19 protein-coding genes are annotated in these 19,175 nt (G+C 68.6%); 12 read left to right on the top strand and 7 right to left on the bottom strand.

What is annotated here, in order from left to right; genetic code table 11:
- Positions 1 to 169: 169 nt before the first annotated feature.
- Positions 170 to 1,573, top strand: coding sequence for an MBL fold metallo-hydrolase RNA specificity domain-containing protein (locus tag WS45_RS17490; RefSeq protein ID WP_059700879.1), 1,404 nt, complete (start codon positions 170 to 172; stop codon positions 1,571 to 1,573).
- Between the two features lie 83 nt (positions 1,574 to 1,656).
- On the opposite strand, the gene WS45_RS17485 is transcribed toward WS45_RS17490, so the two are convergent.
- The 5 genes from WS45_RS17485 to WS45_RS17465 are packed head-to-tail and all read right to left on the bottom strand — an operon-like array spanning position 1,657 to position 6,811.
- On the bottom strand, positions 1,657 to 2,697 hold the full coding sequence (locus tag WS45_RS17485; RefSeq protein WP_059700878.1) for a zinc-dependent alcohol dehydrogenase family protein: 1,041 nt from the start codon (positions 2,695 to 2,697) through the stop codon (positions 1,657 to 1,659).
- Positions 2,694 to 3,725 (bottom strand): bifunctional enoyl-CoA hydratase/phosphate acetyltransferase, encoded by a 1,032-nt coding sequence (locus WS45_RS17480; RefSeq protein ID WP_059700877.1) that lies wholly within the window; start codon positions 3,723 to 3,725, stop codon positions 2,694 to 2,696. The genes WS45_RS17485 and WS45_RS17480 overlap by 4 nt, the downstream gene beginning before the upstream one ends.
- The gene (locus tag WS45_RS17475; RefSeq protein WP_059700876.1) at positions 3,722 to 5,548 is read right to left on the bottom strand and encodes a PHA/PHB synthase family protein; all 1,827 of its coding nucleotides are present in this window, start codon (positions 5,546 to 5,548) and stop codon (positions 3,722 to 3,724) included. The genes WS45_RS17480 and WS45_RS17475 overlap by 4 nt, the downstream gene beginning before the upstream one ends.
- Positions 5,545 to 6,291, bottom strand: a complete 747-nt coding sequence (locus WS45_RS17470; protein WP_059693087.1) for a beta-ketoacyl-ACP reductase — start codon at positions 6,289 to 6,291, stop codon at positions 5,545 to 5,547. The genes WS45_RS17475 and WS45_RS17470 overlap by 4 nt, the downstream gene beginning before the upstream one ends.
- Complete coding sequence (locus WS45_RS17465) at positions 6,281 to 6,811, bottom strand: hypothetical protein (protein WP_059700875.1); 531 nt, start codon at positions 6,809 to 6,811, stop codon at positions 6,281 to 6,283. Before WS45_RS17465 ends, WS45_RS17470 begins: the two co-directional genes overlap by 11 nt.
- Before the next feature lie 190 nt (positions 6,812 to 7,001).
- Between WS45_RS17465 and WS45_RS17460 the strand changes: the two genes are divergently transcribed.
- The 4 genes from WS45_RS17460 to WS45_RS17445 all read left to right on the top strand — a co-directional run bounded on the left by WS45_RS17460 (position 7,002) and on the right by WS45_RS17445 (position 10,455).
- Positions 7,002 to 7,841: a universal stress protein gene (locus WS45_RS17460; protein ID WP_059536613.1), complete on the top strand. Its 840-nt coding sequence runs from the start codon at positions 7,002 to 7,004 to the stop codon at positions 7,839 to 7,841.
- Positions 7,842 to 7,849: 8 nt separating this feature from the next.
- Positions 7,850 to 9,052: an acetate/propionate family kinase gene (locus WS45_RS17455; protein WP_059700874.1), complete on the top strand. Its 1,203-nt coding sequence runs from the start codon at positions 7,850 to 7,852 to the stop codon at positions 9,050 to 9,052.
- A 69-nt stretch (positions 9,053 to 9,121) separates the two neighbouring features.
- The gene (locus WS45_RS17450; RefSeq protein WP_059452517.1) at positions 9,122 to 9,625 is read left to right on the top strand and encodes a universal stress protein; all 504 of its coding nucleotides are present in this window, start codon (positions 9,122 to 9,124) and stop codon (positions 9,623 to 9,625) included.
- Entirely contained in the window at positions 9,622 to 10,455 is an 834-nt protein-coding gene (locus tag WS45_RS17445; RefSeq protein ID WP_059452445.1) for a universal stress protein, read from the top strand. Before WS45_RS17450 ends, WS45_RS17445 begins: the two co-directional genes overlap by 4 nt.
- A 49-nt stretch (positions 10,456 to 10,504) precedes the next feature.
- Here the strand turns inward: WS45_RS17445 and WS45_RS17440 are convergent, their stop codons facing one another.
- Complete coding sequence (locus tag WS45_RS17440; protein ID WP_059452444.1) at positions 10,505 to 10,975, bottom strand: universal stress protein; 471 nt, start codon at positions 10,973 to 10,975, stop codon at positions 10,505 to 10,507.
- Positions 10,976 to 11,222: 247 nt separating this feature from the next.
- On the opposite strand from WS45_RS17440, the gene WS45_RS17435 reads away from it, so the two are divergent.
- The 3 genes from WS45_RS17435 to fnr all read left to right on the top strand — a co-directional run bounded on the left by WS45_RS17435 (position 11,223) and on the right by fnr (position 15,059).
- Positions 11,223 to 13,217, top strand: a complete 1,995-nt coding sequence (locus tag WS45_RS17435) for a PAS domain S-box protein (RefSeq protein WP_059700873.1) — start codon at positions 11,223 to 11,225, stop codon at positions 13,215 to 13,217.
- Positions 13,214 to 13,861, top strand: a complete 648-nt coding sequence (locus WS45_RS17430; protein WP_059700872.1) for a response regulator — start codon at positions 13,214 to 13,216, stop codon at positions 13,859 to 13,861. Before WS45_RS17435 ends, WS45_RS17430 begins: the two co-directional genes overlap by 4 nt.
- A gap of 424 nt (positions 13,862 to 14,285) precedes the next feature.
- On the top strand, positions 14,286 to 15,059 hold the full coding sequence (fnr, locus tag WS45_RS17425; protein WP_059693077.1) for a fumarate/nitrate reduction transcriptional regulator Fnr: 774 nt from the start codon (positions 14,286 to 14,288) through the stop codon (positions 15,057 to 15,059).
- Between the two features lie 25 nt (positions 15,060 to 15,084).
- On the opposite strand, the gene WS45_RS17420 is transcribed toward fnr, so the two are convergent.
- On the bottom strand, positions 15,085 to 16,074 hold the full coding sequence (locus WS45_RS17420) for a zinc-dependent alcohol dehydrogenase family protein (RefSeq protein WP_059693075.1): 990 nt from the start codon (positions 16,072 to 16,074) through the stop codon (positions 15,085 to 15,087).
- Between the two features lie 172 nt (positions 16,075 to 16,246).
- On the opposite strand from WS45_RS17420, the gene WS45_RS17415 reads away from it, so the two are divergent.
- From WS45_RS17415 to WS45_RS17400, 4 genes are all read left to right on the top strand, one after another.
- Complete coding sequence (locus tag WS45_RS17415) at positions 16,247 to 17,254, top strand: Acg family FMN-binding oxidoreductase (protein WP_059700871.1); 1,008 nt, start codon at positions 16,247 to 16,249, stop codon at positions 17,252 to 17,254.
- Positions 17,255 to 17,273: 19 nt separating this feature from the next.
- Positions 17,274 to 17,609, top strand: coding sequence for a c-type cytochrome (locus WS45_RS17410; protein WP_059700870.1), 336 nt, complete (start codon positions 17,274 to 17,276; stop codon positions 17,607 to 17,609).
- A 22-nt stretch (positions 17,610 to 17,631) separates the two neighbouring features.
- The gene (locus WS45_RS17405) at positions 17,632 to 18,660 is read left to right on the top strand and encodes an LOG family protein (RefSeq protein ID WP_059700869.1); all 1,029 of its coding nucleotides are present in this window, start codon (positions 17,632 to 17,634) and stop codon (positions 18,658 to 18,660) included.
- Positions 18,661 to 18,800: 140 nt separating this feature from the next.
- Positions 18,801 to 19,034: a hypothetical protein gene (locus tag WS45_RS17400; RefSeq protein WP_059536654.1), complete on the top strand. Its 234-nt coding sequence runs from the start codon at positions 18,801 to 18,803 to the stop codon at positions 19,032 to 19,034.
- The last annotated feature ends 141 nt before the right edge of the window (positions 19,035 to 19,175 follow it).

The raw sequence follows: 19,175 nt of genomic DNA, 5'->3' as shown, positions 1-19,175 counted from the left end.
ATCCCGCCGCCGCCGTGGCCCGAGGTTGATCGTCGTCAAACCGCACGCCGTCCGGGAATCTCGCCCGGCCGGCATGGCGATCCTGCAATCCCTGATTTCGGTCAACCGCCGCTTGCGCGTTCGGGATGTAATCGACCTACTGTTCCGTCGACTCCCGATGAGGCAATTCATGAAACTGACATTTCTCGGCGCGACCGAAACGGTGACCGGCTCGAAGTATCTGATCGAGCACGGCAGCCGGCGCGTCCTGGTCGATTGCGGTCTGTTCCAGGGGACCAAGAACCTGCGGCTGCGCAACTGGCGAGCGCTGCCGTTCGCGCCCGACACGCTGGACGCGGTCGTGCTCACGCACGCGCATGTCGATCACACCGGCTATCTTCCGGTGCTGGTGCGCGAAGGCTATCGCGGGCCGGTGTACTGCACGGCGGCCACGGCCGAACTCTGCGACATCATGCTGCGCGACAGCGCGCGGCTGCAGGAGGAGGAAGCCGATTTCGCGAACCGGCACGGTTACTCGAAGCATCATCCGGCGCAACCGCTCTACACGCTGGACGACGCCCAGCGCGCGCTGCGCCTGCTGAAGCCGGTCGCCTTCGACGAATGCACGGCGCTGGGCGGCAACCTGTCGTTCCGCCTGCTGCCGGCCGGGCACATCCTCGGCGCGGCGAGCGTCGTGATGCACTGGGATCACAAGGTGCTCGCGTTCTCGGGCGACCTCGGCCGGTATCATGACCCGATCATGCAGCCGCCGCGCCCGCCCGCGCATGCGGACTATCTGGTCGTGGAATCGACATACGGCGACCGGCTGCATCCGACGTCGGATCCCGAAGCCGAACTGGCCGCAATGTTCGACAAGACCTTCGCGCGCGGCGGCGTCGTCGTGATGCCGTGCTTCACCGTCGGCCGCGCGCAGGAAATCCTGCATTACATCGCGCGGCTGAAGGCGTCCGGCCGCATGGCGCGCGTCCCGGTGTTCCTCGACAGCCCGATGGCGACCGACGTGACCGAGATCTATCGTCACCATATCCTCGAGCACCGCCTGACCGTCTCGGAGGCGAACGCGCTCGGCCACGCGGCGACGATGATCCGGTCGGTGGACCAGTCGAAGGCGATCGCCGACCACCACGGCCCGATGGTCATCATCGCCGGCAGCGGCATGGCGACGGGCGGGCGCGTGCTGCATCACCTGACCCGCTACGCGCCCGATGCGCGCAACACGATCGCGCTGGTCGGCTACCAGGCCGCCGGCACGCGCGGGGCGGCACTGGCCGCGCACGAACCGACGGTGAAGATTCACGGCGAGTACGTCCGCGTGCGCGCTCAGGTCGAGATGATCACGACGCTGTCGGCCCATGGCGACTACGAAGAGATTCTGAAGTGGCTCGGCACGATGCAGTGCCCGCCCGTGCGGACGTTCGTCACGCATGGCGAACCCGCTGCCGCGGATGCGATGCGCCGGCGCATCGCCGAGCGCCTGCACTGGCGGTGCGAGGTGCCGACCTACGAGCAGTGCGTCGATCTGGACGAGGTTGAATCGAACGACACGCCGGAACCCGCCGCGCTGTCATCCTGACTGCAGGCGAATCGCGGGCGAAACGCCCGCCGCGCGTGACGGGAGGCGGCGGCGCCCGATTCCCGTCACGCGCGGCCCGGCGATCAGCCGACTTCGATGATGACCTTCAACGCGTTGGTTTGCGCGGCGCGCCCGAACGTGTCGTACGCGCGTTCCACGTCGTCGAGCGAGAACCGGTGCGTGATCAGGCGCGCCGGATCGAGGCGCCCGGCGCCCACGGTTTTCAGCAGCATCGGCGTGCTGACCGTGTCGACGAGCCGCGTCGTGATCGAGATGTTGCGATCCCACAGCTTCTCGAGGTGCAGGTCGGCCTTGACGCCGTGCACGCCGACGTTCGCGACGACCCCGCCGGGCGCCACGAGCGACGTGCACATTTCGAACGTCGCCGGAATGCCGACCGCTTCGATCGCGCAATCCACGCCCACGCCGTCGGTCAGCTTCATGACTTCCGCCACCGGGTCGCCATCGCGACCGTCGAAGCAGTCGGTCGCGCCGAAGCGCCGAGCGACCTCAAGCCGGTTGCTGTCCGGATCGATCATGATGATCCGCGCGGGCGAATAGAACTGCGCGGTCAGCAACGCGGCCAGCCCGATCGGGCCGGCGCCGACGATCGCGACCGAGCAGCCCGGCTGCACCTTGCCGTTCAGCACGCCGCATTCGAATCCGGTCGGCAGGATGTCGGACAGCATCACGAGCGCGTCCTCGTCCGCGCCGGCCGGAATCCGGTACAGGCTGGTCGGCGCATGCGGGATGCGCACGAACTCGGCCTGCGTGCCGTCGATCCGGTTGCCGAGGATCCAGCCGCCCGTCGTGCAATGCGAATAGATTCCGCGGCGGCAGTATTCGCAGCGGCCGCACGACGAGATGCACGAAATCAGCACGTGATCGCCCGGCTTCAGCGAATCGACCGCGGCGCCGACCTGCTCGACGATCCCCACGCCTTCATGGCCGAGAATGCGGCCCGGTTCGCACGTCGGCACGTCGCCCTTGAGGATGTGCAGATCGGTGCCGCAGATCGTCGTGCGCGTCACGCGGACGATCGCGTCGGTGGGCGACTGCAATTCCGGTTTGGGTCGCCGTTCGAGCGCCTTGCGCCCGGGGCCGTGGTAAACGAGTGCTTTCATCGCGATTCCTCCATCGAAAGGGGGGCCTGTTCAGGCATCGGGGCGGTGTCGTGCCGGACCTGCGCCAGCAGCACCGCGAGCGCACAGGAGGCGACGCGGACGGCGACGCCGTCGGCGCGGCTCGTCAGCACGATCGGCACGCGCGCGCCCACGACGACGCCCGCGTTCGCGGCACCGCCCAGGTATTCGAGCTGCTTTGCGAGCATGTTGCCCACTTCGATATCGGGCACGACCAGGATGTCGGCACGGCCGGCGACCGGCGAATCGATCCCCTTCTCGCGCGCGGCCCGCTGCGATATCGCGTTGTCGAACGCGAGCGGGCCGTCGACGACCGCCCCCGTGATCTGCCCGCGCTCGGCCATCTTCGCCAGGGCCGCCGCGTCGAGCGTCGAACGCATCGCCGGATTGACGGTCTCGACCGCGCACAGCACGGCCACGCGCGGGCACGCAACGCCCAGCGCATGCGCGACGTCGATCGCGTTCTGCGTGATGGCCGCCTTCTGCGCGAGATCCGGCGCGATATTGACGGCCGCGTCGGTCAGCAGAAACGGGCGCGGATAGGCGGGCGCCTCGATCAGGAAACAGTGAGACATGCGCTTGTCCGTGCGCAGGCCCGATTCCGCGGCGACGACCGCCCCCATCAGCTCGTCGGTATGCAGGCTGCCCTTCATCAGCGCGCCGGCGCGGCCCGACGCCGCGAGCTCCACCGCCCGGGCCGCCGCCGCGTGGCTGTGCGGCACGTCCTCGATCGTCCATTTCGCCAGATCGACGCCCGCCTCGTCCGCCACTCGCGACACCGTCGCGCGCGGCGCGACGATCAGCGGCTCGATCGACGCGCCCAGCGGCGACGCATCGAGCGCGGCAAGCGCGACGAGACTGGCCGCGTCGCACGGATGCACGACGGCCATCGTCAGCGGCGACGCATGGCGCGCACGCGCGATCAGCTCGGGCAGTTCGCCGTCCGCGCGCGGCAACAGGCCGGGCAGGCGCGCGCCGACGGACACATCCGGATGCAGGTTCATGTTCATGTCTCGAGCACGTAGGTGCCGGGTGCCGCGCCGAAACCGGCGGCCGGCACGCGTGCCGGCACCTCGCCCGACGAATGCGCGCGCAACCAGTCGAGCCAGCACGTCCACCACGATCCGTCGACCGCGGGCGTTTCGCTCACGAAGTCGTGCCGGCTCCGGTAAGGCGCGCCATGCTCGCGCGTCGCGCAGCGATAGTGGCGCCCCGGATGCCCGGGCTCGGACACGATGCCGGCATTGTGGCCGCCGGAGGTCAGCACGAACGTCAGCGCATGGTGCGTGAGCAGATGCAGCTTGTAGACGGAACGCCAGGGCGACACGTGATCGCGTTCGGTTCCGACCACGAACGTCGGCACGTCGATATCCGACAGCGCGACCGGTCGCCCGTCGACGCAGTAGCGGCCGGCCGCGAGATCGTTGTCGAGGAAAAGCCGCGTCAGGTATTCCGTATGCATCCGGTACGGCATGCGCGTGGTGTCCTCGTTCCACGACATCAGGTCGTTCGGCTTGGTGCGCGTGCCGAGCAGGTATTCGCTCATCATGCGCGACCAGATCAGGTCGCGCGCGTTCAGCAGCTGGAACGCGGCGGACATCTGCGCGCCGTCCAGGTAGCCCTGCCGCCACATCAGCGCGTCGAGCGCGGACAGTTCGCTCGCGTCGATGAAGAGGCCGAGTTCGCCGGGTTCGCTGAAATCGGTCTGGGCCGCCAGCAACGTGACGGACCGCAATGCGTCGTGCTGCCGCCCGTCGCGCGCGAGCGCCGCCGCGCCGATCGCCAGCAGCGTGCCGCCGAGGCAGTAGCCGACCGCGTGGACGGCTTCGCCGCAGATCGACCGGACGGCGTCGAGCGCCGCCATGCACCCGTCGCGCAGGTAATCGTCGAGCCCGAGCTCGCGCGCCTCCGCGCCCGGATTTCGCCACGACACGGCAAACACCGTGTAGCCGGCATCGACCAGGAAGCGGATCAGCGAATCGTGCGGCTGCAGGTCGAGGATGTAGTACTTCATGATCCACGACGGCACGATCAGGATCGGCTCGCGTGCCACGGCGGGCGTCGTCGGGTCGTATTGCAGCAGCTCGCACAACGCGTTGCGCCATACGACGCGGCCCGGCGTGATCGCCACGTCGCGCCCCGGCAGATAGCCGTGCGTGTCGCGGGCGCGCGTGCCGCTCGTGCGATCGAGCAATGCGCTCGCGTCGTCCAGCCAGTTCCGGAAGCCTGCCGCGAGATTCGCGCCGCCGCTGCGCATCGTCGCGTCGAGCACGACCGGGTTGGTCGCCAGGAAATTGCCCGGCGAGCACGCGTCGAGCCACTGTCGCGCGATGAATCCGACCAGCTCCTCGTGGTGCCGTTCGACGCCCGGCACGTCGCGCGTCGCGTCGTGCCACCAGCGCTGGATCGACAGGAAGCCGTCGCGATACGCGCGAAACGGCCAGCCGGACCACGCGGGCGCGGCGAAGCGCGGATCGGCCTGCCCCGCGTGTACGGCCAGGCCGCTCGTGTCGGCCGCGTTGGCCCCACCCTCGCTCTCGCCCTGGCTGGCGGCCGGTGCGACGGCAGCCAGCCACGCCTGCGTCGCGAGCTCGAAGCATTTTCCCGGCGACACGGCCAGGTGCGCGCCCCAGTCGAGCACGGCCAGCGCCATCGACACGGGCGACAGCCCGAAGGTCATCGCGGCCACGTTCGCATGCGCGGCGCGGTTCCATTGTTCGGCGGGCGACGTACGGGCCGGCGTGCATTCGGCCGCGCGCGACGCCGGTTCGCTCGTACTCGTTGGCCGCATCGTTTCGTGCCCGATCGGCAAGCGCATGACGGATGCTTTCATCGCATGTGCATGCCGCCGTTGACGTCGAATTCCGCGCCGGTCGCAAACGCCCCCGCGTCGGAACACAGGAAGGCGACGAGCTCGGCGATTTCGCCGGGATTGCCGAGGCGGCCGACCGGAATCTGCGGCAGGATCTTCGTGTCGAGCACTTCCTTCGGCACCGTCTCGAGCATCGCGGTCGCCAGGTAGCCGGGCGCAACGGTGTTGACCGTGATGCCGTGGCGCGCGAGTTCGAGCGCCAGCGTCTTCGTGAAGCCATGGATGCCGGCCTTCGCGGCCGCGTAATTCGCCTGCCCGTAGGCGCCGCGCGTACCGTTCACCGAGCCGACGTTCACGATCCGCCCGAAGCCGGCCGCGATCATGCCGGGCACGAACGGCTTCGTCATGTTGAACATGCCGTCGAGGTTGGTGCGCAGCACCGCATCCCACATGCTCTTGGTCATCTTCACGAAGGTGGCGTCGTGCGTGATCCCGGCGTTGTTGACGAGCACGTCGACATGCCCGAATTCGGCCAGCACGCGCGCCGCGCAGTGCTGGCACGAATCGTAATCGGCGACGTCGACCTCGAACGCGTGGAACGTCCTGCCCGCCTCGCGCTCGTGGGTGAGCCACGTCGCGACGTGGTCGTTGCCTTCCGTGTGCGACACCGCCACCGTCATGCCGGCATCGTGCAGGCGCCGGCTGATCGCGGCGCCAAGGCCACCCATTCCGCCCGTGACGAACGCGACGCGATCAGCGCACATGGTCGTTCTCCCGTGCGCCGGTCGTGCCATTCAGGCGGCGGGGGGAAACCGGCGCCCCTTCGCCCGCGTCCTCGATCCCGTGCTCCAGTGCCGTCATCCATTCCGCCCACGGCATGCTGGCTTCGTTGACCACGGCCAGTCGCTCCAGATCGGGCAGCCAGTCGGTCTGATAACGCGACAGCGCGCCTGCGCCGTATTCGCGCGCCCAGGTGCGCCATGCGCCGGCGCTCTCGTATTGCGCACGCATGCACAGCTCGGTCGCATCCTGCCAGATCGCGACGCTCGCCATCGCGTAGTCGCGCATCACCTGCCGGGTCGCCTCGCCGAAGGCCGTCCACTCCTTCGTATCCGCGAGCGCCTGCTGCAGGTGACGGACCGCGTCGCGGTCGCGCTCGATGCGCCGCCCCGCCAGCGCATGCCATTCGTGCTGCCAGTCGCGGTTCAGCGCGGCCATGCGCAACGCGAGATCGCAGCCCGCGCGGCAGACGTCGTTCGGTGTCGTCAAAGCGTACGTACTCATCGGCTTTCCTCTTTCGATCCGGTCAATGGGTTGGCATTCCGCCTCATGCCGCCTGCCCGGGATCGGCATCGCGACCGCTTCACTGTGCGGGCATCGCGCAAGGGAGCCGTTGATCTGAGTCAAGTACGCGGAAACCCTGCTCCGTAGACTGGATTGCACTGGCGGTTCCCCCGTCGATGGAGCGATTCCGATGAGCTACAAGAGCATAGTCGTGCACCTCGATTCGAGCGCCCGCGCGCATTCGCGGCTCGAATTCGCGTTGCGTCTCGCCCGGCGCTTCGGTGCGCATCTGACCGGCCTGTACGCGGTCTACACGCCGGAACCGCATTCGTTCTACGTGATGGCCGGATCCGCCGATTACTTCCGTGAGCACCGCGAACAGCGCGACGAACGGCTCGCGGCCCTGGAGCGCCTGTTCCATGCGGAGACGGCCCGCGCGAAAGTGCAGGCCGCATGGGTGTGTGCCGACGACCGCGCGAACCTGGCCGTGCCGCGCGCCGCCCGCCTGGCGGACCTCGTGATCGCGGGCCAGAGCGACCCGAACGATCCCGAGACCTTCATCGACGACCAGTTTCCGGAAAACCTCGTGCTGTCCGCCGGTCGCCCGGTGCTGTTCATGCCGTACACCGGCGAATTCCCGTCGATCGGCGAACGGGTGTTCGTCGCGTGGGACGGCAGCCGGGAAGCGGCGCGCGCCGCGCACGACGCGATCCCCTTCCTCGAACACGCGAAGCGCACGACGGTCGCCGCCGTGATCGACGGCGATTCGGAAGCGGCAACCACGCGCATTCCGGCCGCCGATGCCGCGCTGATGCTGGCGCGCCATGCACGCGACGTGAACGTGCTCGACATCGACGCCGGCGCCGGCTCGGCGATCGGCGACACGTTGCTGTCGCGCGCGTATGAAACGGGTTCCGATCTGCTCGTGATGGGCGCCTACGGCCATCCGCGCTGGCGCGAGCTGGTGATGGGCGGCGCCACGCGCACGGTGCTGGCGTCGATGACGCTGCCCGTGCTGATGTCGCACTGAGCCGGCCGATGCGTACGCTCGCACTGCTCGTCGTCAATGCCGGTTCATCGAGCGTCAAGTTCTCGATCTTCGCGTATCCGCCGCACGGCGATCCCGTGCGGCGGCCGTTGCACGACGGCGAAGCGGTCGCGGCCGGCAACAGCGTGTCGATCCGCTTCGACGCCGAGCCGGACGCTTCGCTGCCGCTCGGCACGGACGACGATCCCTACCGCGCCGTGCTCGCGCGGATCGCGACATGGATCCGCGTGAAGTTGCCGCATGTCGCGCTGGGCGCGATCGCGCACCGCGTCGTGCACGGCGGCGCGCGATACGTGGAGCCGGTGGTCGTCGACGACGACGTGCTGGACGCGCTGCGCACGCTGACGCCGCTCGCGCCGTTGCATCAGCCGCACAGCCTGGATGCGATCGACGCGCTGCGCGACGCGTTTCCGGACGTCCCGCAGATCGCCGTGTTCGACACGGCGTTTCATCGCACGCTGCCGCGCGTCGAGCAGCTGCTGCCGTTGCCGCACGCGTGGTTCGACCAGGGCGTGCGCCGCTACGGGTTCCATGGCCTGTCGTACGAATACCTGTCCGTCGCCCTCGCCGAATCGTTCGGCGAGCGTGCGCATGGCCGCGTGATCGCCGCCCATCTCGGCAGCGGCGCGAGCCTGTGCGCGCTGCGCGACTGCCGCAGCGTCGCGACGACCATGGGCTTCTCCGCGCTCGACGGATTGATGATGAGCACCCGCTGCGGAACGCTCGACCCCGGCGTCGTCCTGCACCTGCTCGACGTCGACAAGCTGTCCGGCGACGCACTGGGACACATGCTGTATCACGAGTCCGGTCTCAAGGGCGTGTCGGGGGCATCCGGCGATCCGCGCGTGCTGCTCGCGCGCGAAGCGGCCGGCGACGCGCCGGCCCGCGACGCGCTGGCGCTGTACGTCCATCGCATCGTGCGCGAGACCGGCGCGCTGACCGCGCTGCTCGGCGGCCTCGACATGCTCGTCTTCACCGCCGGCATCGGCGAACACTCGGCGGAATTGCGCGAGCGGATCTGCGCGTCGCTCGGCTGGCTCGGCGTCGCGCTCGACGCGCGCGCGAATGCGGCCCATGCGCATGTGGTGTCGTGCGCGTCGAGCGCGGTCACGGTGGTCGTCGAGCCGACCAACGAAGCGTGGGTCGCGGCGCGCGCCGCGGTGCGCGTGCTGCGCGGCAACCGCGACGGTTGATCCAGATCAGCGCACTCGGCGTGCGCGCGCCGATGATGATTGCATCAACATCCGTTCAAGGGAATCGTCATGTACTCGAACATTCTGGTTGCGCTCGACGGCAGCGATACGTCGTCCCGCGCACTCGACGCCGCGCTGAATCTCGCGTCGGAGACGGGTGCACGGCTGACGCCCGTCTATGTCGTCGATTTCCTGGTGCCGGCCTACGACACGTACGGATACGACCCGTCGATCCTGATCGATGCATTCCGCGAGGAAGGGTTGCGCGTCACGGAGGACGCGGCGAAACGCATGAAGGCGCGGGGCGTGTCCGGCACGCCGCAGATCTCCAATGTCGCGCCGTCGCGCGAAGACGTCCCCCAGCGCATCGTCGGTCTCGCTGGCGAGATCAACGCCGACCTGATCGTAATGGGCACGCACGGCCGGCGCGGCTTCCAGCGCCTCTTCCTCGGCAGCGTGGCCGAGCGCGTGCTGCGTCAGGCCACGTGCCCGGTCCTGATGATTCCGGCGAGCTGCGCCGCGAAGGCGGCCGCCGAGACCACCGCGGCATCAACCGAAAAGGAGCCGTCATGAGCTACAAGACCCTGCTCGTCCATCTCGACGACAGCGAGCGCTGTGCGACGCGCGTCGACCTCGCGCTCGAACTCGCGGGACGCTGGAACGCCCATCTGATCGGCCTCTACGTGGTGTGCCAGGACCTCTTCGAGCCGTTGCGTCGGCCCGACGAACCGCTGAAGCTGGCCGTCTACGAACGCCTGTGCGACCAGCGGCGCAAGGAAGCGGAAGAAAGATTCCTGATCGCCGCCGAGCGCGCCGGGCGCAGCGTCGAATGGCAGGCGCCGACCGGCAACGCGACCGAGGCCGCGGTACTGCACGCGCGCCACGCCGATCTGCTGGTGCTCGGCCAGGAAAATCCCGACGACCGCCTGACCTACGTCGCACGTCATTTCGTCGAGGACGTCGTGATGGGCAGCGGGCGCCCGGCGCTCGTCGTACCCTACGCGGGCGACGTGCGAACGCTCGGCGAGAACGTGCTGATCGGCTGGGACGGCGGTCGCGAAGCCGCCCGCGTGATGGCCGACGCCCTGCCGCTGCTCGCCCGCGCACGCTTCGTCAACGTCGAGACGGTCAGCCGCGGGCAACCCGATCCGGACAAGACGCCGGCGGGCGTCGACGTCGCCGCGTATCTCGAACGGCACGGCATTCGCGCGTCGTTCTCGACCACGCCGCGCCAACGGTCGGTGAGCGTGGGCGCGACGCTGCTGAACCGGGTGACCGACCTGCACGCGGATCTGCTTGTGATGGGCCTGTACAGCCATGCGCGCATGCACGAACGCGTGCTCGGCGGTGCCACGCGCACGATCCTCGAAACGATGACGGTGCCGGTCCTGCTGTCTCACTGAGCGAGCGAAAACGGGCAGCCGCTTGCGGCTGCCCGTTTTCGTCACCCCCTCACAGCACGCCGGCACACGCGCCCGGCCCTTCGCGTACGACCAGCACCGGCCGGTCCGCGATACGCACCAGCGATTCGGCGACGCTGCCGAGCAACGCACGGCGCACGCCGCGCCGGCCATGCGTGCCCATCACGATCAGGTCCGCATCGCATTCGGCGGCGGCTCGCGCGAGCACGTCCGAGATGTCCTCTCCGCATGCGTCGATCGTTTGCGCGACGCCGCGTACGCCGGACAGCTGGAACGCGGTTTCCGCGTCCGAGACCGCGATCGCGGCCTTGTCCGCGTCCAGGCCTGCCGGGTCGCGCTGGTCGATATAGCCGCTGTCGACGTCGGCCAGCCGCGGCGCATCCGATACCACGCACATGGCGATGACCAGGCTGCCCGACTCGCGGGCGAGCGAAATCGCCTCGTCGAGCGCGAGCCGCGCACCGCGGCTGCCGTCGAGTGCCGCAAAGATCCTTTGGTACATGGCGCCTCCCTGCCGTCGTCCCGGTTCGATCGGTTCGTGAAACCAGTCTGATCCCGGCGGGCGCCTTTCCGTTGATACGGGTCAAACACGCACGGCGCCGCCCGTGCGCGTCGGTCCCGATTGGCGAACGTCGGTAAACCGCGCACAATCAGGGCGATATTGCAGTTGCGGCCCGCCCCGCTGTTCGTGCCTCGCGTCCGGCCCGCCGCCAGCCAGCCACCGACGAAGTCCGTCAGGATGAACGGCAATGACAACGAATTCGCCCCCCTCCAGGGCCGGGCCGGCGTCGCACCGGATCCGGCCCGCGCGATATGCAGCCATGGCCGCGCTGCTGACGCTGGCGCTTGGCCTGACTGCAACGTTTGCGGCGTCCCGGGCACTGCAGAACGGGGCACAGCGCGCCGCGCAGGCGAGGTTCGAGCAAACCGCGACACTCGCGACGGCCGACCTTCGGCGCACGCTCCTCGGCGCGGCTGCCGTATTGCGCGGCGCGCACGGCTTCGCGTCGACGCTGCCCGCGCCGCAATCCGGGGCTGCGTGGCGCCGCTATCTCGCCAGTCTCAATCTGGACGGATTGCAGTCACCGGTCCGCAGTCTCGGGAGAATCGAGCCGAGCGCGGCGGAGGACAATCAAGCGACCCGGCAGGCACTTCAGCGCGCGGCGGAAACCGGCAAGGTCACGCTCGCCGCGAACGCGTTCCAGGACAGCACCGATGCGGCAATTGCCCGGACCGAGCTGACGCTGTACCTGCCGATTTATGCGAACGCTGAAGACATTGCTTCGTCCGGGTCGCGGCACGCGACGGCCACCGGGTACGTATATGCCGCGCTGAATCCGGACCGCCTCGTCGATGCGTCCGTTCTCGATCGGTTGCACCTGGAAATCACGGCCGACAATCCGGCCGCGCCGGTGTATTCCGGCGGCTTGCGCGCCAGCGACTCGAGCGCAGCCGGCGACATGCTCCAGCGCACCGATTCGCTGACGTTCGGCGGCACGCCGCTCTCGCTGCGCTACAGCGCGCCGCGCGCCGACACCTCCGGCGTCATGCTGGCCGTCCTGCTGGCCGGCACCGTGCTTTCGCTGATGCTGGCCGCACTCGTGCGGCAGGCCGTCGCGAAACGCGGGCTCGCCGATACGCCCGCCGGCGACAGCCAGCCCACCGAGGCGCGGATGATGGGCATCATCCGGTCGTCGATGGAGGCCATCATCACCGTCGACGAAAGCCAGACGATCGTGATCTTCAACCCGGCCGCCGAGCACGTGTTCGGCGTCTCCGCGATGGAGGCGGTCGGCGCGCCGCTGTCCCGCTTCATCCCCGAGCGCTTCCGCGCCGCGCATGCGCGACACGTCGAGCAGTTCGGCGTGACGGGCGTGTCGGAGCGCCAGATGGGGCGGCAACGCGTGCTGTTCGGCTTGCGCGGCGACGGCACCGAATTTCCGATCGAGGCGTCGATCTCGCAGATTCGCGACGGCACCGGCAAGCTGTACACCGTCATGCTGCGCGACGTGACCGAGCGGATGCGCGCGGAAAACGCCCTCAAGCAGTCGCGCGAGGAACTGCGCGACCTGTCCGCCAACCTGCAGAACGTGCGCGAGGAAGAGAAGACGCGCATCGCCCGCGAGTTGCACGACGACCTCGGCCAGCAACTCACCGCGCTCAAGATGGATCTCTCCGCCGTCGAGCTGGGGCTCCGTGGTGTCGTCGTCCCCAACACCGGCGTGCGCGAGCAGCTGGGCGGCATGCATCGCCTGATCGATTCGATCGTCGCGTCCGTCCGGCGCATCGCGGCCGATCTGCGGCCGGTGATGCTCGACGACCTGGGCCTCGTCCCGGCGATCGAATGGCTTGCAAACGATTTCACGCGCCGCTACCGGATCACGGTCGACCGGGACATCGCCCCCGTTGACACCGCGTTCACCGGCACCGGCGCGACCACGCTGTTCCGCATCGTGCAAGAGGCGCTGACCAACGTCGCGCGACACTCGGACGCGACGAACGTGACGCTGGCATTGAAAGTGGAAGACGGATATTGCATGCTGCGCATCGCGGACAACGGTCACGGCGCGCCCGAGCACGCCGACAATGTGCAGGACCGCCCGTCGTTCGGCCTGATCGGCATCCGCGAGCGCGCGCACATGCTCGAAGGTACGGTGACGATCGACAACCGGCCGGGCACGGGATTCACGATCACCGTGGCGCTGCCGCTTCACGCCATCCAGCAAGGAGATGTGCTTTCATGATCAAGGTACTCATCGCCGACGATCACGCACTCGTCAGGGACGGTCTTCGACACATCCTGAAGAGCGCGAGCGGTTTCGAGGTCGTCGGGGAAGCGCAGGACAGCGCCTCGACGATCGCGCTCATACGCGACACCGACGCCAACCTGCTGGTGCTCGATCTGTCGATGCCCGGCCGCAACGGTGTCGAACTCATCAAGCAGATCAAGGACGAGAAGCCGGGATTGCATATCCTCGTGCTGACGATGCATGCCGAGCAGCAGTACGCGGTGCGCGCATTCCGCGCGGGCGCGTCGGGCTACATGACCAAGGAAAGTGCCAGCGCCGAACTGGTCGCCGCATTGACCAAGATCGCGGCCGGCGGCGTCTACGTCAGCCTGACCATGGCCGAGCAGTTCGCGCAGAGTCTGAACGAGCCGACCGATCTTCTCCCGCACCAGCGCCTGTCCGACCGCGAATTCGAAGTCTTCCGGCGCGTCACCACCGGCGAGTCGATCTCCGAAATCGCGCAGGCGCTCTGCGTCAGCGTCAAGACCGTCAGCACGTACAAGACGCGGATCCTCGAGAAGATGCAGTTGCCGAACGACACGGCACTCGTGCGCTACGCGATGCGCCACAAGCTGTTCGAGGACCCGGACGAGCTTTGACGGCGGCATCGGGCAGCGTCGCGTCCCGGACTTGATGTCCCGACAGTATCGCTGACGACGGCCAGGCGGGCGCGGCGACGCGGCGCCCGCCCTCGGCGGCAGGCGTAAGCCGGCGACGCTCGCGACAAGGTGCCGCGCCTCTGTAGGAAACCTCCTACAAGACTTCCCTCACACCTACTCCAACTTCAATTCCGGCTGATTTTCTTGACGTTGCGCAACATCCATACTGCACATCAAGAAAAACGAACAAACGCGCCTCCCGGAGCCAAGGCAGCATCATCGACGAGACCGGTGTATCGGTCTCCCGGCGCGTCCGATGGGGCTTTCCCGACAGGAAGGCGGCAGACACCAAGGCCGCCGGTACAACGGTCAGCGCGCCCGCGCCCGACGGCGAACCGCAGCTGCCCCCGAACTGGAGCCGATCATGCACAGCAGTGCCGAAGTCTCGACGACCATGCCGTTGCGCACGTTCATCCCGCTGCATCCCGTCGAACCGACGGATCAGCCCAAGCGCGCCGCGTCCCGCTGTTCGACGTGTGCATTGCGTACCGTCTGCCTGCCGCCCGATCTTTCGCCCGACGATTTCGCACGCGTCGACGCGATGATCTGCACGACGCGTCACGTCCGGCGCGGTGAAACGCTGTTTCGCGCGGGCGACATGTTCAACAGCATTTATGCAGTGAGAACCGGATCGTTCAAGACCATCGTGATGCATCGCGACGGCGACGAGCAGATCACCGGCTTCCAGATCGTCGGCGAATCGCTCGGGCTCGATGGCGTGCACACCGGGCACCACAACGGCGACGCGATCGCGCTCGAGGACAGCACGGTCTGCATCATCCCGTTCGGCCAGCTCGAGCAGATGTGCCGCGAAGTGCGGCCGATGCAGCATCACGTGTATCAGATGATGAGCGGCGAGATCGTGCGCGAATCGTCCCAGATGCTGCTGCTCGGCACGATGAGCGCCGAGCAGCGCGTGGCCGCGTTCCTGCTGAATCTTTCCGCGCGCTTCAAGGCGCGCGGCTACTCGGCCGCAGAATTCGTGCTGCGGATGACGCGCGACGAGATCGGCGAATATCTCGGCATGAAGCTCGAAACGGTCAGCCGCATGCTGTCGAAGTTCCAGCACAAGGGGCTCGTCGCGGCGCAAGGCAAGCAGATCCGGATCGTCGATTCGGACGGCCTGCGGCAGATCTGAGCGCGCCGCGAAGCCGTCGAGCGGATCAACCGCGCATGCCCAGCACGGCGGCGCCCGATATGCGCCCGCCGCGCAGGTCGTCGAGTGCGCGGTTCGCATCGGTCAGCGCGTAGCGCACCGCCTCGACCCGCAGCGGCGTCGCGGCGGCGATCCGCATGAATTCGACCGCGTCCGCACGCGTCAGGTTGGCCACCGACGCGATGCGGCGCTCGCCCCACAGCCACGCGTACGGAAAGCCCGGGATGTCGCTCATGTGAATGCCGCCGCACACGACGATCCCGCCTTTGTCGACCGCGCGCAGCGCGGCCGGCACCAGTGCGCCCACCGGCGCGAAAATCAGCGCGGCATCGAGCGGCTCCGGCGGTGCTTCGTCGCTGCCGCCGGCCCACGCGGCGCCCAGCGACAGCGCGAGCTGCTGCGCCGCCGTGTCGCCGGGCTTCGTCAGCGCGAACACCTTGCGTCCTTCGACATGCGCGACCTGCGCGACGAGATGGGCCGCCGCTCCGAAACCGTAGATGCCGATGCGACGCGCGTCGCCCGCCATGCGCAAGGTTCGATAACCGATCAGGCCGGCGCACAGGAGCGGCGCTGCCTCCAGATCGGAATAGCGTTGCGGCAGATGCACGCAATAGCGGTGATCGGCGACCGCGCACTCGGCGTAGCCGCCGTCGATCGTATAGCCGGTGAATCCGGGGCTGTCGCACAGATTCTCGCGGCCGGACGCGCAGTACGCGCAATGCCCGCACGTCGAGCCCAGCCAGGGCACGCCCACCCGATCGCCCACGGCGAAACCCGTCACGCCTTCACCCAGCCGGCGCACCGTTCCGACGATTTCGTGCCCTGGAATCAGCGGCAGCTTCGGGTGTGCGAGTTCGCCGTCGACGACGTGCAGATCGGTCCGGCATACGCCGCATGCGTGTACGTCGATCAGCAGCTGGCCCGCCGCGGGCGACGGATCCGGCACGCGCGCTTCGCGCAATTGCGGTGTCGTGCCGTCAAACATCATCGCAAGCATGCTCGTCTCCCTGCGCGACGGGGGTCGCGCGCTTCGCTTCCAAGGCTAGTCGCCCGGCCCCGCCCGCGGTTGGTCCGATGACGGGCGCTTGACGTGCGTCAACGGCCGCCGGACGGTTGCTGACACGATGAAGTGGCGAGACGCCGCCCGCGCGGCAACCTGGAGATGATCGATGATATCCGTTCCCCCGCTTGCCGCAAGCGCCCATCCCGACCAGCAGTTGAGGGAGTTGCTGGGCTACGCGGTGCTGGCTCCGTCCAGCCACAATTCCCAGCCGTGGCGCTTCCTGGTCAACGGCGCCACGATTTCCGTGTGCGCGGACCGCGTTCGCGCGTTGCCCGTCGTCGATCCGTTCGATCGCGAGCTGATCATCAGCTGCGGCGCGGCGTTGCTCAACCTGCGCGTCGCGCTCGATCACGCCGGGCTCGCGCACACGATCAGCACGTTTCCTTCCGAAGTCGACCCCGATCTCCTTGCGACGGTCCGGGTCTGCGACGACGGCTATTCCGATGCGTCGCTCGGCGCGCTGTTCGATGCGATTCCGGACCGCGTCACGACGCGCGCCCCGTTCGAATCGACGGCCGTGCCCGAGGAAATCCAGCATGAACTGATCGCGGCCGGCGTCGCGGAAGGCGCCGACGTCGCGTGCGTCGACTCGATCGCGCATCGCGCACGTGTCGCGGAGCTGGTCGCCGAAGCCGACCGCCAGCAGTTCTCGGACCCGCGCTTCCGGCGCGAGCTGGCGAGCTGGATCGATCCGCGCCGGCATGTCGATGGCATGCCCGCCTTCGCGGCCGGCGTGCCGACCTTGCTGGACTTCGCCGCGCCCGTCGTGACGATGGCGGTACGGACCTTCGATCTGGGCAACGGGCTGGCCGCGCTGCATCACCAGCTCGTCGGCGCATCGCCGTTGATCGTGTGCATCGCGACCGTGCGCGACGATCGCGAAGCGTGGCTCGCCGCCGGCCAGGCGCTGGAGCGCATCCTGCTCGTCGCGACGCGCGCGGGCTATACCGCGTCGTACCTGAACCAGCCGATCGAGACGGCCGGGTTGCGTGCGCATTTGCGCCACATGATCGGGCTGCGCGGCGAGCCGCAGTTGCTGCTGCGCGTCGGGCGCGGTCCGCATACGCCGCATTCGCCGCGTCGCCCGCTCGACGAAGTGGTGTCCTTCTCCTGATCTCGATAAGGAAACGAACATGAGCATCATGCGTTGCGCCGCCCTCTGCGCGATTGCGCTGACAGCCGGCACGGCCGCCGCGCAGACGACAGTGCCCGAGCCGACCGAACTCGTCAACGCGCAGCACTGCATGTTCTGTCATACGCCGGACATGACGTTCCTCGGGCCGTCGTTTCACGAGATCGCCGAGCGCTATCGCGGCGATCCGCATGCCGCCGCGGAGCTGGAGCGCAAGCTGCGCGTCGGCGGCCGCGTGCACTGGGGCAACACGCCGATGCCGTCGGCCATCGATCGCGGCGGGCCGCTGTCTCGCGACGACGCGCATCTGCTCGTGCAATGGGTGTTGAGCCAGTGACCGTCGCGCGGCGCTTTCATTGATGTCGACACCCGTCAAACGCGCTTCCGCCGGCACGGCAAAAGGCACCGCACGCCGCCGTCCCGCCCCCGTCGCGACGATCGCGAAGGCGCGCGGCAAACGGCTGCGCGCGCGGCCCGATGCCATCGTCCGCCAGGACGGCGTCAAGGCCGTCCCGCGCCGCGCGCGGCGCGTCACCCAAAGCCCGAACCGCCCCCCGGCCGACGACGATGCGGCCCTTCTGCGGGGTTCCGGCATGCGCGGCATCCGGCTGCAATTCGATTACTGGAAAGCCGAGGAGCGCCTGCAGAACGAGCGGATCGGCCATGCGGTCGTGATCTACGGCAGCACGCGTATCGTCGCGCCATCGGTTGCCAACGCGCGGCTGGATGAGGCCAATCGCCTGCTCGCGGAGCGTCCGTACGACCCGAGCCGGCGGCGCGCCGTCACGATCGCCAGCCGGCTCGTCGAATACAGCGTGTATTACCGCGTCGCGCGCGAGTTCGGCCGCATCGTCGCCCATGCCGACCGGTGCACGCGCACCGCGCGGCTCGCCATCGTCACCGGCGGCGGCCCCGGCATCATGGAAGCCGCCAACCGCGGCGCCTACGAGCGCGGCGCCCCGAGCATCGGCTTCAATATCGAACTGCCGCGCGAACAGGCGCCGAATCCGTACATCACGCCGGATCTCCACTTCCGGTTCCACTATTTCGCGATCCGCAAGCTGCATCTGCTCGAACGCGCGAAAGCGGCCGTCTTCTTCCCCGGCGGCTACGGCACGTTCGACGAGTTGTTCGAGGTGCTGACCCTGCTGCAAACGCGCAAGATCGCGCCGCTGCCGGTCATCCTCGTCGGCGAGGCGTACTGGCGCCGCGCGGTCGACCTGGCGTTTCTCGCGGACGAAGGGATGATCGACCGCCGCGATCTGGAACTGTTCACGTATTGCGAATCGGCCGCGGCGATCTGGCACGCGATCGGAAGCTGGTACGCGCGGCGCCGGGAACGCGCGCCGGCGCGCTGCAAGGCGCCGGCAAAGCCACGCACGGTGTAGGAATCCGCCGACGAAGCGGGCGCGATTCCTACCGCGACTTCGGGGCCGGCTGATTGAATCGGGGGCGCGCGGCAACGATACTGGAATCACGGATACCGGCCCACCGGCACACCGATCGCACAACAACCAGGAGAGACGTCATGTCACACGCCGACTATCGTTCCGATTCGGGGATGCGGGCCGCCACATCCGACACGTCCGACCCCGCCGCGCTCGACACGGTGGCACTCGTCGCGCTCGCCCGAGACGCCGGCATGCTGGTGATACTCGACGGGCAGATCGGGCGCGAGCGGTACGAAAGCGTGACCGGATCGATCGCCACGCTGGCCCGCTTCGCGCAGGCGTTGCAGCTTTCCACGGTCAAGGTCGCGTGATGCCTGGCGTCGTGGCGTCGAGCCTCGGTAGCCGTCGCCGGCGCGACGGCCCCTGTCGCTGCGCGGTTTCGCGCATCCATGCGGGGGTGGCCACATTCCGATGAGCGCCTGCCTGTCGGGGCACGGCAACCCTTTCGTCCC

The organism is Burkholderia sp. RF2-non_BP3 (assembly GCF_001522185.1).
GTDB lineage: Bacteria > Pseudomonadota > Gammaproteobacteria > Burkholderiales > Burkholderiaceae > Burkholderia > Burkholderia diffusa.
The sequence above is the reverse complement of the archived record's forward strand: the minus strand, read 5'-3'. Positions and strand labels throughout refer to the sequence as shown.

Coding starts and splice junctions, on each gene's coding strand:
- fnr (WP_059693077.1), top strand. CDS start 14,286: ATGCACAGCAGTGCCGAAGTCTCGACGACCATGCCGTTGCGCACGTTC.
- WS45_RS17440 (WP_059452444.1), bottom strand. CDS start 10,975: ATGTACCAAAGGATCTTTGCGGCACTCGACGGCAGCCGCGGTGCGCGG.
- WS45_RS17485 (WP_059700878.1), bottom strand. CDS start 2,697: ATGAAAGCACTCGTTTACCACGGCCCCGGGCGCAAGGCGCTCGAACGG.
- WS45_RS17480 (WP_059700877.1), bottom strand. CDS start 3,725: ATGAACATGAACCTGCATCCGGATGTGTCCGTCGGCGCGCGCCTGCCC.
- WS45_RS17465 (WP_059700875.1), bottom strand. CDS start 6,811: ATGAGTACGTACGCTTTGACGACACCGAACGACGTCTGCCGCGCGGGC.
- WS45_RS17435 (WP_059700873.1), top strand. CDS start 11,223: ATGACAACGAATTCGCCCCCCTCCAGGGCCGGGCCGGCGTCGCACCGG.
- WS45_RS17450 (WP_059452517.1), top strand. CDS start 9,122: ATGTACTCGAACATTCTGGTTGCGCTCGACGGCAGCGATACGTCGTCC.
- WS45_RS17410 (WP_059700870.1), top strand. CDS start 17,274: ATGAGCATCATGCGTTGCGCCGCCCTCTGCGCGATTGCGCTGACAGCC.
- WS45_RS17430 (WP_059700872.1), top strand. CDS start 13,214: ATGATCAAGGTACTCATCGCCGACGATCACGCACTCGTCAGGGACGGT.
- WS45_RS17490 (WP_059700879.1), top strand. CDS start 170: ATGAAACTGACATTTCTCGGCGCGACCGAAACGGTGACCGGCTCGAAG.
- WS45_RS17460 (WP_059536613.1), top strand. CDS start 7,002: ATGAGCTACAAGAGCATAGTCGTGCACCTCGATTCGAGCGCCCGCGCG.
- WS45_RS17415 (WP_059700871.1), top strand. CDS start 16,247: ATGATATCCGTTCCCCCGCTTGCCGCAAGCGCCCATCCCGACCAGCAG.
- WS45_RS17455 (WP_059700874.1), top strand. CDS start 7,850: ATGCGTACGCTCGCACTGCTCGTCGTCAATGCCGGTTCATCGAGCGTC.
- WS45_RS17475 (WP_059700876.1), bottom strand. CDS start 5,548: ATGAAAGCATCCGTCATGCGCTTGCCGATCGGGCACGAAACGATGCGG.
- WS45_RS17420 (WP_059693075.1), bottom strand. CDS start 16,074: ATGCTTGCGATGATGTTTGACGGCACGACACCGCAATTGCGCGAAGCG.
- WS45_RS17405 (WP_059700869.1), top strand. CDS start 17,632: ATGTCGACACCCGTCAAACGCGCTTCCGCCGGCACGGCAAAAGGCACC.
- WS45_RS17445 (WP_059452445.1), top strand. CDS start 9,622: ATGAGCTACAAGACCCTGCTCGTCCATCTCGACGACAGCGAGCGCTGT.
- WS45_RS17400 (WP_059536654.1), top strand. CDS start 18,801: ATGTCACACGCCGACTATCGTTCCGATTCGGGGATGCGGGCCGCCACA.
- WS45_RS17470 (WP_059693087.1), bottom strand. CDS start 6,291: ATGTGCGCTGATCGCGTCGCGTTCGTCACGGGCGGAATGGGTGGCCTT.